The following is a 12575-nucleotide window of genomic DNA, read 5'->3' on the forward strand; positions in this document are numbered from 1 at the left end:
CCGATGCAGATGAAAGACAGGACCGACGCCGATTTCTGGCGCATTGTCAAAGGCGTATCAGGGCAGGACAACGCCGCCATCTCCGGCAATGTGGGCCTGGCCGTGGTCAAGTGGCTCTCAGGGCTTTATGTTTATTGCGCGCCGTACCTGGCCAGCGGCGCCCTCGTCTTCTTGTTGGCCAATGTCATTTTGGGCCTCCCGGCCGCCGGCGGGGTTCTCGCTGCCGGATTGATTGTGATCCTTGGTTTCGCGGCAGCAGCCGTCAGGATGATCGCCGGCCATAAGGATTTGAGTTTCAGCGCGACAGTCCCCTACAAGCATTCGATGAGGATAGTGGAGGCGACGATCTTTGCAATCGTCGGCCTCTCCGGCATCGGCTTATTGACCATTTTAGGCCTGCCTGTATTTGTTACCGTCGCCGGCACAGCCGTGATGCTCGCCTCCTTGATTGGTTTCGTCTACATGATTCCTTATCGGGCCGGCGACAAGATCATCGGTATCAACGCCGTGATCAAAGGGATCGCGGCCGCCCTGGCGATCTTTGGAGGCGTCACGGCGCTGGCTTCCTTTGCTCCTGCGATGTTCACTTCGGCGTTGGCCATAGGAGGCATTGCCAGCCTGTTTGCCTCATCGGCCATCGTCGTTTTCAGCATTGCCGCAGCCTTCTATCTGGTGCCTCGCCTGGCCCGGATCCACAGCAGAGTGGATAAGCAGAGATCCTCCCAGGATGGGCTCAGGCAGGCGCATTACCGCAGCAATCTCTGGCAGGTGGCCTTGGAGACGGCCGGCGGCAACATATTCATGGCCGTCTTCACGCTGGCCATCGCCGTTGGCGTGGTCCATCTCTTAGGTCTGTGGAGTATCGCTGCACTGGGGACATGGGGGTTGGCGGGCGGCATTGTGGGCCTGGCGGCCTTTATCGCATTCTCCGTTGTGAAGCCGAAATGGGCGTTGTCTTTGGTCAACGTCGTCTTTGTGACGGGTATTGCGACGGGCGGTTGGGCGGCCCAGGCGCAGACAGAATACGTCCAAACGTACAAAATGGACGCCCAGACACAGCAGCTTCAGTCGGAATTGAAGCAGTCGCTGGCCGACATATCCAATCCGGACGAGCATTATCGCCAGATCCAGCAAAGCTACGAGCGTCCTCGGACCGACGAGGGCGCCTATTTGGCTGTGGGCGCTCTTGGCTTGCTTGCCCTTCCTTTATTGTTCTTGGCCAAGGGGTGGAAGAGGAGAGGCATTTTGTTAGGGTTGGCCATTGTTCTTTTGTCCAGCATGTCGGTCGGGTGTGCAGCGTTGGCCCAGGGCGTCCATCAGGCGGATTACGGCCTGGCTAAAGGCCAGCCGTACTGGGAAAACAACGCGATGACGCGCACTCAGCCGACGCTCCAACAGCCGGCCACAGATAAAGATAAGACCCAAGACCTCTATCCGCTGGCCCCGAAAGCCCTGCCTGAGGTCAAAGCCCCTGCAGTCCAGGGCGGTGTTGATTTTGAGGCGATGTGGAGATGGATCAGGAAGGTCGAAGCCGACGGCGATCCTTCTGCCGTGAGTCCGGCCGGCGCCAGGGGCGTTGCCCAGATCATGCCTGATGCCTTGCAGGATTACAACGACAATCATCCCGGGCACACGTATTCCTGGGATGAGATGTTCGATGCAGCCAAGAACCTGGAAGTGGGCAAGTGGTATCTGACCAAACAGATACCTGCGATGCTCAGGAATAAAGGTTTGGCCGTGACGGTTGAAAACGTCCTGTGGGCATACAATGCCGGCATCAATAGGGTCGCCAATGGCGTGATGCCCAATGAAACGAAGAACTACATCGCCGCCTACCAGAACGGCAGGGTCCTTGACGGCACAGCTTATGTGGATTCCGGCGCAACAGGCCGGGATCGGGCTGTCAGGTCTGCAGAATTGCAGGTGCCGCCTGTGATCATCGACGGCCGCACGATCAAGATCGGCAATGAGGTCTTCCAGATCCGCGGCGTGACCGCCGGAACGGGCTTCCGCGCGCCGGACCTCAACATGCTGGTCCAGCTCAACGCCAATACCGTCAGGACATACAGGCCTGTCAGCGAACAGGTCCTCAATGCCCTGCAGCAGCACCATATCAAGGTCATCGTGGGCTTCAGCCTGGAAGATATTGTCGGCGCCAGCCCCGAGACAGCGGGTTATTACCTTGCTTACATCCACAAATTTGCCAATCATCCGGCGGTGCTCGCCTGGTCGCTGGGCAATGAATATAACTTGCATCCCGAATACTTCGTCACCATTCCGAAAGATATTTCTCCTGAGACCAAGGCCGAGCTGGTCCAGCAGGCTCAGATGAAGTGGGCCCAGACGCTTGAAAAAGCGGCCAAGTCCATCCACGGCCTCTATGGCCAGCATCCCGGCCTGCGCAAGCTGCCTGTGACGACGGCGCACGGAGAATTGCCGACGCCGGAATTCCTGGCCGCGACGCCTTCCGTTGATTTCTGGGGCATCAATACCTATAGATGGAACGATCCGGCGGCCTTCACCGGCGACGAGCAGGCCAACAACATTTTCGAACAATGGGAGGCGTTGTCCACGAAGCCGATGTACCTCTCCGAGGCCGGCGCCGATTCTTTCAGGACGACCGAAGTCAAGACCGATGCCACCGGTGCCCAGGTTGTGACCGGCCAGGTGGATGAACAGATGCAGGCAGATGCCAACGCGAGGATCTGGAGGCAGGCGGATGCCTATCGCAACATTTGCAGCGGCGTCACGTTCATGTCTCTTACCGATGAGTGGCACAAAGCGGGCAATCCGCAGGCGCATGATGCGGGCGGCTTTGCGCATGGCGGCGTGCCGGCCGATAACTTTGCCAATGAAGAATATTGGGGCCTCTTTAATGCGGACCGTACGCCGAAACTCGTTGTGGCCGCCCTGGCCAAGACGTGGAGCGTGCCGACGACAGAGGAGGACCGCGCCCAGGTCATCAAGACGGGGACGGAATTCAAGGCCGCAAAACGTGCGGTGCAGGATGCGCAGGCAAAGGTGGATGCCCTGGAGAAAGAGAAGGCTGGCCTTGAGGCGGAGCTGCGGGATATCGACGCCAAGATATCCAACACGACGCTTACCATCACGGAGACCCAGACGAACCTGACGACCCTCAAACCCGTCGTGACGCAGGCGCAGGCAGACAATGACGCGGCGCTGGCGGCGGTCCAGGATTGGAAGAACAAGAACAAGACAGCCCTTGAGAATGCCTACAAGCGCAACAACCAGGGTATTTTGGACGGGACGAAATACTATGAGTCACAGGTTGGCAGGAAGATAGGGTGGAAGGAAGCGGTCGGCTTCAGTCTCTTTGCCCTGGTTTCTTCTTTGACGATTTGGTTTGGAGCTAGGAGACATAATCGTTCCATCAAATATGCCGGCTGGCTCGGCTTGCTTCTGGTAGGCGGCGGAATTCTTTCGTTGGGCACAGGATATGGCTTGACCGATGTTCATCACGATACAACGGTGTTTGTTTCCAAACATCTTGGCATTGGTGATTATCGGGCCATGTCGCTTGGGCAATATCAGATTGATAAGTCCACTATTGAGGCTTATCAGACGCAGGTGCCGGCAGCCAGGAACATGGCGTGGGACGATGTCGCCTTTGATGCGAATCATGCCCGCTCAGCCAGCGACCTGCACTTCCTGGCCGCCGCACGTTATTGGCAGGATATCAACAATACGTTAGGCATTACCGCAGACCACATGTCCGAAGAGCAGGTTGTGGTCTTGGTTGCTTCTCTCCATCACCTGGCTCCGCAGGTTCCGGAATCCTCGCTCATCAAATGGCATCTGGATAATCTCGGCCGCGCCAAAGGGTTGAACCCGCAATTACAGACGCCGTCGCAGCTGGAGCAGGCGCTCTTTGCCATCGGCCGCGCTTACGGCATGGATGAGGCGAAGGCCAGGGAAGAGGCCAAGACAGTGGCCGGCGCCGGCGACCTGAAGATGACCGGCTTCTTTGCTTCCGACATCGGAAAATTGATCTTCGCTCAGGTCGGCCCCTCTCATATCTATCCGACCATCAATGACGTCGTCAAGAATGATCCTCACAAATACTTGAGCGTCTTCAACAGGGGCGCGGCCGTGGCCGTGCGCATGCAGACGCGGGGCGCTAAATTCAACAGTTATCTCTTGCCTGTGAGGCTGCCGGAACTCGAGACCGCGGCCGCAGAAAAGAAGGTCCGTTTCGAGACCGTCACAAAACAGATGACGGACGTCACGACGCAGCTCTCCAGGGGCCGCGACGAGTTGGCAGCGTTGCAGGCCAGAAAAGCCCAGCTCATCCAGGCCTTGGAAGATAAGACAAAGGCCATTGCCGCGGCCAACCAGCAGTTGACCAACGCGCGCCTGCAGTTGAGGTTCTGGCAGCAGGAAATGGGGCTGACGGACGCGATGGAAGGCGCGGGCGTCCCGGACAGAAAGGACTGGGCCGCAGACAAGCAGGCCCTTGAGAGCCTGAGGGCCAAGATCGAAGCGCTCAAGGTCCAGGCCGCCGCCTTGAATCAACAGGTCGAGACCAACCCCGGCGTTGCAGAGCAGCTTGAAGATATCAGGACGCAGATCAGCCAGCTCGAGCTTAAGGCCCAGGGCATGCAGGAAGCTTATGACGCATATCAGGCCAGGCTTGAGGTTGAACGGGCCAGAGAAGAGCTGAGAGTTTCCAGAGATAAATTGAAAGCGACCATCGACCGGCTGGCGCAGATGGAAAATCTCCCGCCGCAGGCTGTTGATCCGGCCAAGACCCTTGCGGCAATGGCCCAGATGCAGCAGGATATTGCCAAGGTCCTCGAAGACATGGCCAAGCTGAACGCAAGCATCCAGAAGGTCTTGAAAGACCCGAAGGTCATGCAGAAAGACCAGTTGTTGAGCGTGTACCTGAGCCTTGAGACGCAGGCGAACAACGCCCTGGCAAACCTCGCCCAGATCGGTCCCATGAACTTCGGCGTCAAGCTTGACGGCAAGGCCTCTTCTTTCGTCACCCTCGCCAATATCGCTTACGGCGCGGTCAATGGGACCATCCAGGGCGCGGGCGGCTACACGCTCGCCGGTATCGCGGCTGTCGACGCCCTGTCCGACATTATCCAGCAGCCGAACACGGAAAAACTCTTTAACGGCGACGGCGGCGTCATTGTTCCGGATTGGACGGACCAGGACTTCACGGGCCTGCATCTTTTGTTCTTCAAGCTCGGCTTCAATCACGGCAAATTCACGATCGCCACGGAAGCGCCGCGCGTGGGCGTGGACTTAAAGATCGTGCGCGCCAACATCGGCCTGAACTCCAAGCATAGCTTCCTGCCGGATCCGAAATTTGAGGCCCTGGGGATGCGCGTCCTGCATACCGAGTTCGGCGAGTTCCGTTACTTCCCGAGGATCAACCTGCAGACGAATACCGTGGACCCGCAAGGGTCCAAGGGGTACATGAACCTCACCAACCCCGGCGAAGGCTTGAACGAGGTCATCAGTTACGCGCTGAAAGCCATCTTTAAAGGAGAAAAGCCGGAGAGATATTCCGCAGTTGTCATTTATAGCCTGCGCCAGAAGCAGGCCATGGTCGAGGCCCTGACCAATACCGACCCGAATTTTGAATACTGGATTGAGCGTAAAGGTGCGACCCAGAAGATTTTCCGTCGCAACCTGATGACTGGTCAGACGGCATTGCTGTCAGAGGCCGATATGTATTATCCAAAGGCCGATAGGGAAAAGAACGGCGGCATGGAAACAGAGACATTCTTAAGAAAGAGCAATGCCTGGATGGAGACCGACGGCTTACAGAGGATCTCCGGTATGCTGGACCTGCAGAGGAGCGTCAATTACCTGCAGGCCCTGAACAACTTCGGATGCGAGATCGATCTGCGCACGCGCCAGATATATCCTTATTCAAGCATCCAGGAAATACCCGCCGGCGTCCAGATTTCCCATCTGCCTCAGGTCACGAAAGATAGCTACACGTTCAATAACGGGGCGCTGGCTGAACTTCCGGCGGACAAGCTCAAGCTCGTGCGCTTCAATCCTGCCAACGGCCGCATGATCGTGCCCGGCCTCAAGGTCGCTTATTTCGACCATCTCTTCAACACCACGACTGTGGGAGAGCATCATACATTCATGATCAATAACGGCACCCAGTCGCCGATTGTCTTAGATGCCGACCATGCGCCGAAAGTCGTTACCCTGCCCAAGGGTACGGAGATCAAGATCGGCAAAGACAAGGTCACGCTGGAACGCGACACACGTGTTGCCTTTGAAGGCATCGAGCAGAAATATCTTGAACAGAGCATTTACGCCCAGATCAAGAGCGCCGTGGGGAGCAACAGGCCATTTGTCCTTGTGGAAGAGAACAGCGTCCCTGTGCCGGCCATGCTGATCCGCACATTCAAAGATCAGGCGCCGCGCACGATCCTTTTGACCCAGGAAGAGGCCCGGCTCGTCCCGACGCAGACCCTCGGCGAAGGCGAGATGATTAAGATAGAGTTCGGCGCGGGCTACCAACCGATCTATATCATGGGCGCCAATACGCCGCATCCTGTGACGGGCGAAAAGGCGCCCGTGGGCGCGACCGTGACCTTTGCCAAGCCGTTTGCCGTTGAGAGGATGGTCGACGGCAAACCCGTGCTTATTCCGGCGATCGTTGAGTATCCGAGAATGACAGCTCCCGAGTCGCCGGACACCTACGGCACGCTGATCGATCCGAAGACAGGGAAGGCCACGACGCTGCAGGCGCCTCCGGCCGGCGGCCTGACGCAGATGAGATTCAACGACCTTCTGGCTCAGGTGAACTTGCCTGTGGCGCCTGTTGATCAACGGCAGCGCGACCCGGCGTTCGTGTTGAGCAGGGATTACATCGATTATCTCGACAGCGTCAAGGGCCTGGCCAAGAATGCCCAGACGCGCAGGGATTCGGAAGTCCTGCAGCAGTGGAAACAGAACGCTTACCAGAACATCCAGCGTGCGGCCGAGGCCGTCCTCGCCGATATCGACGCCAAGAAGGGCATGCAGTATTGGATGGCCCAGTACGGCGTGTGGCGCGCGGAGTCGCTGGCCTGGATCCAGAAGAACATCTTGACCCAGCAGCAATTGCTGGAGGCCGCGTTGAAGGCCCATGCCGAGGCCTTGGCAAAGGCACAGGAAGGTCTGACGCAATTACAGGCCCAGATACAGACCATCGATACGCAGATCCAGCAATACGCCGCCTTGAGGGACCAGGCGCGCGCCAACGAGAACTTCGGCCTGGCGGATTACTATAACAATCTTATGGCCCAGGCCGTGACCCAGAGGGCCCAGGTTAACAGCCAGATCACGCAGGCCAACAGCTATATCGCCAGGCTTAACCAGAAGACGGACCTCACCATTGACGAGAACCTCGACCTTGTCAACGCCCAGAACGGCCTGGCGGAGTGGCAGGCCAGGCAGCGCGATATCCCGACGGCCGAGGACTGGAAGCGGGATCCGCGGGCGACATCCCAGAAGTGGGCGAGCACGCAGCTTGAGATGGCGCAGCAGGAACTCGTCGACGCCTATCGCGGTGTCGACTATGTCCTGGCCAAGATCAACAATGCCCAGAGCGGCTTGGGACAGACAGAGGCGGCGTACCAGCAGGCGATCACGGGGTATCAGGCATTGAACGACGAGCAGCAGACCCTGGAATCCGCCAACAACTTCAAACCGGGGGCGGATGAAGGCTCGTGGGGCATCGCCTGGATCGATTGGCAGGTGTCCGAGGCCCAGACAAAACTGAACAACCTGCCTCCGGATGCAGACCCCAGAGAGAGGAAGATCCTCCAGAATGCCGTGGATTACTGGTCGGCGCGCGCCGGCGACGCCAGGACCCATTACCAGGAACTGACAGGTTCCGCCTGGGACGGCCAGCACCATGATCCGGCTGACGGCTCAAAGATCAAAGACGCCTATAATTATATGGGCACGGCCCTGGATACGCATAATAAGGCGGTCGCCTATCTCAATGATTTGAAGACGAAGGTCGATAAGAACGACGGTATCGTGTCCCTCCCCGAAGCCCAGGCCTATCTGCAGCAGGTCTTGAAGAAATACGACAACGGCGCCTTCACCGACGTGCGCGATTATCTGAGCCGGCGCACAGCCAGCGTCGATGCGAACGTGACCCAGCTCTACAAGTACCTCTCCGCCCGCGACAATATGCTGGATGTCGTCAACGAGATCTCCGAGCAGGGCATGCAGGTCCAGAGAGACCGCCGCAAGCTCTATGAGGAAGCCAAGCGTATCGAGGCGCAGGAACAGAAGCTGAGGGCGGCGCATCCGGAATTGCCGGCCTCCGCGTTCTTCGGCAAGACCAAGCTTGAGACCATCATCGAATCCGAAAATCCGCAAGGGTATCTGAACATGGCGGTGTCCGACGGCTTACTGGGCAACGGTGGCTTCGTGAACAGCCAGTTCGAGACCGCCGACGCCAAGCACAAAGTGGATGTTTACTCTGTCGGCTTCCAGCTTGAGAAAGGCACCCCGACAGTCCAGCAGGCCGGCGTGGGCATCCGCAGCGCCCTCGGCGAAAACGCCAACAACTTCTTGGCCATCGGTTATAAGACGAGGGATTCCTACCGTCAGACCAATGAACAGACCGAGCACGTCCAGGATCAGCGCCTCGTCCTCTTTGAGAACTTCAATTATTCCAATGGCCGCACGAGCGCCGCCTATGTCGGCTACCTCGATGTTTCCATGACCCAGAATTCTCTGGTCCAGGTGCACAACATTCATGTGCGCGACGATTTCGCGAAGAACTTCTTCTGGGAACTGAAGGCCGGCGCCATCTTCACCGATGCCAGCGAGACCGCCAGCCTCATCGCCCATGACGCCGAAGGCAATGAGGTCAAGATGCCCTTTGACCTGGCGGTCCGCGAGAAGTTGATGTATGCCTCGGCCGGCATCGGCTGGCACAATGACAACGACACCAGCATGATCAAGGTCTTCATCAGGCCGGAGTCCGACACGAGCGAGTGGAGCGAAGGGAACTTCATTTATTTCGGCGTGGCCGGCAAACAGACGATTTACAAAGGCAAGAACCTGGAAGTCAATGCGGCTGCTGAAGCGGCGTATGCCGGCGCCCACACGACCAAGGCCCGGGGCCTGGTCGAGTTTGTCCTGCCGGAGCAGAAAATGAAGTTACGCATCGGCGGCAGCATCAAGGACAGGTTCGATACGCGCGCCGGCGTCGTCAGCCTGCAGATGCCGACTCCGATCTTTAAGGATTCCTCGATGGAAATCAAGTATGAGCCGACGTGGTACAAGGACGGCGGCCGCATGGACAATTGGGGCGTGACGTTTGGACCGGTCTTGAACATCGGCAGAGACAAGATCCCCGGCTTCGTTGCCACGGAAGGCCCGATGAAAGGCCGCGTGATGGGTATCCCCGTGGATGATCCTCTTGCCGGGATCGTTACGACATATCCGCAGTCTTCGCAGGGTGTGCGCGTGGGCCTCACCGGCGTTACGCCTGAAACCAATCCTTTGGTCGCGGCGACGGTTGACGGAAAACTCTTTGTCTATGGCCCGAAAGCCGACGCCATGAGGCGCGGCTTCTTCCTCGGGCCCAACGCGTCGAACACCCTCGGCATCCTGCACTTCTTTGCCGACAGAAAACTGCCGGTGGCCTTGAGCCGGACGATGTATCAAAGCGGCGTTTTGACGTCCCTCGTCTCTATGAGCCAGAAAGAGCTCGATGAGGCAGGCATCAAGCAGGATATGGCCGAGGGCCCGCACAAAGGCTGGTATTATTTCGAAATGCCCCTCAATGGGAATACCTATCGCGTCTATCTGGGCGACAAAAAGACGCTCGTCGTCCTGCCCGGCACGGCCCTTAATCCGACGCCTTACCCGGCGGTCGTGGAATTCACCCTTGAGGGGTATGCCATGGCGGAAGCCGACCTTAACGCCGATGCGGTCGTTTATGTTGCGAACGGCCCGTCAGTGCGGCTGACGGCCCAAGATGTCGTCAACGCCGCCCTCGGCGGACATATCTATTCCTTCCAGACGGGCAAGAAGAACGAGATCGGCGAAGATCAGTACCACTTTGAGATCAGGAATTTCAAGGGCATCACCCAGGGCGAGCTCGTCCTGCACCCGGCCGCGATGAAGGCCATCAAGGATCTGCAGAATGTCAACGGTTACTTCGTCGTGCCTGGCGCTGCCGCGAACGACAGGAGAGGACAGGCCGGCTTCCAGGCGACTTATTTGACAGAGGCCCAGGTCGCCGCCATGATCCGGACGCCCAATAATCCGAACGGCGCCCTGGAATATGTGAGGGACGAGCCGGTCAAGGGCTACGAGCAATTCAAGCTTGTCGTCAGGGCTACAGGCGCAGGCGTTGCGGTTCCGCGTTACATGGCGGAGCGCGACCTGGCCTACAGGCAGGGCCGCCTCTATCTGGATGACACCGGCCGTGTCAAGATTGCCGCAACGCCGAACGACGTGCCTGCGGGGGCAAGGGTGATCATGTTGGGCAATGCGCCTGACCTGGACCATGGGTATCTGAGGATGTACATGACGGAAAACATCCTGCGCCAGCTTGTTACAAAAGACGGCTGGAACGGCCACCACCTGGCTTCGGTCCAGGTCAGGCGCACAACAGACAATCTCTATATGTGGTATAGGGACAGGGGGGAAGTCAACGGCCGGTTTGACAGGGGCACGGATGAAGTCGCTTGGAAGCCGTATCCGGCGGACAGGCATTTGACGAAAGACAAGGCGACGCTCCAGAAGGTTGAGAATGACCTCCTGGACGGCTGGCAGCCTGTGTATAAGGTCGGCCTGCAGAGCGAGCTCACAACCATTGAGTTCCATGCCGCCGCCAGGCCGGTCCTCGAAGACATTTATGCCAATCACCTGATCGCCGTCAGCAGCACCGGCGAAGTCAGGTATATCCCGCTTGACAAGATGGTTGAGAATTTCGAGTACCTCGCCGAAGTTTACAGGGCCCATGGCAATATCATGAAGCTGACGGCAGACGGCCAGACGAGCGCCAGGTATTACTTCGGCGAGAAACTTGAAGGGTCCCACGCGGTTCTCTTGCTCTACAATGCCGAGACCAAGAAGTGCGAATCCCATGTCTACACGTTGGACGCCCAGGGCAAGCCGTCGCAGGACCTCGGTCTCTCCGTTGATCAGGGCGTCATCAAGATCACCGATCCGCAAGGTCTCCCCATCAAGGTCAAGAGGGTCCGCGTCTACAACAATCCGCCGCCCATCGGCCTCATCGGCGTGGACGGCTGGGGCAAGACCGTCGTGACGGCGTATAAGGACAAGGTCGTTGTGGACGCAGAAGAGACGTTTGCCGAGGCCAGGGCGGTTGACAACGGTTTGGCTTCTTTGAAAGGCGTCGCCGACAACAGGCCTGTTTCCAGGATCTACGAAGGCAAGGTGTGGGGTGTCAAAGATGACAAGGTCAGCGATATCAACGTTTCGCATATCGGCTGGGCCGTGAATGTGGGCGAGAGGACATTCAAGACGCGTGAAGGTGCCGCATACACCTTTAGCTTGATCGCGCAGGTTGACAGGGCCGGTAAACCTATGGCGACAACCGTTGTTGAGAGCGGTTTTATCGGCACCGGCCGCAGAGGCCAGTTCATTACCTTCTATGCCAATGAAGCCGTCGTCAATCTCGGCGAAAAGACAGAGGACGGCAAGCCCTTTGTCAGGATCTTTGCGATTGACGCCGACCACAATCTGACACAGGAAACAGACCGCGCGGTTGAAGTGCTCTCCAAACAGAGCTTCAACGGCCTTACCTACAATCTCATCCACAGGCTCGGCCAGACGGACAAGGCCAAGGAGCGTTGGTATGGCGTGAACCCGGAGACCGGCAAAGAAGTCGCACAGTTCTATGTGATGCCAGAGCGCATTGATCGCGTCGCCGTCAGAGGATATGCAGCATTCGATTTTGGCCAAACGACGATATCGCTGCCGCAAGCTATCAGAGAATCTCGCGGCTATAAGGGCGATGAACCGTTGACGACGATTTATTATATTGATCGTAATCACCAAGTAATCGAAAGCCTTGGCATCAGAGGTTATGGTGTTAAGACGAATGACAGGATTAATGCGCATGACTGGTTGATCAGCGAAGAGATTTCTAAGGATGGCGAATTCGTGATCGCGCGCGCCATTGACGTTAAGGCAGAGGAGCGCGCTACGATCTCGAAGCTGTTTGATGGGGGCTATCTTGTTCAGATGATTGCCGAATATAAAACGATTGGTTCAGATCGGAAGGCTGAAAGATTAATATATACGGCGCAGAAGATAGGTGGTGTTTACAAATTCCAAGAAGCCAAAGACTACAATACACCAGACTTTGAGAAGATCAGTGACCTCTATATGATTTCTTACTATCGCAATATTATCCCAATCGTTGTAGGTAGAGATACAGCAAGTCTGCGTGCCGAATTTTCGTCTGTGCCTTCTGCCATGAGGGCTGCATTTGAGAAACGCTTAGACCAGGGTTTGAGGCAAGTCATCGAAAGTTTGGGACTGAAGGCCGGAGATACAATCCATGTTGTTAAAGAAGAATTGCAAGTCAGGGAAGA

General features: G+C 57.4%; 1 protein-coding gene (only partly in view). It reads left to right on the forward strand.

The whole window is internal to a peptide arginase family protein gene (locus BU251_RS00160; RefSeq protein WP_128698900.1) on the forward strand: the coding sequence, 119061 nt in all, runs 33546 nt past the left edge and 72940 nt past the right edge, and what appears here is coding positions 33547–46121 — codons 11183 (complete) to 15374 (partial); the first complete codon in view begins at window position 1. The start codon and the stop codon both lie outside this window.

Origin of the sequence: Candidatus Velamenicoccus archaeovorus, assembly GCF_004102945.1 — a bacterium.
GTDB classification, from domain to species: domain Bacteria; phylum Omnitrophota; class Gorgyraeia; order Velamenicoccales; family Velamenicoccaceae; genus Velamenicoccus; species Velamenicoccus archaeovorus.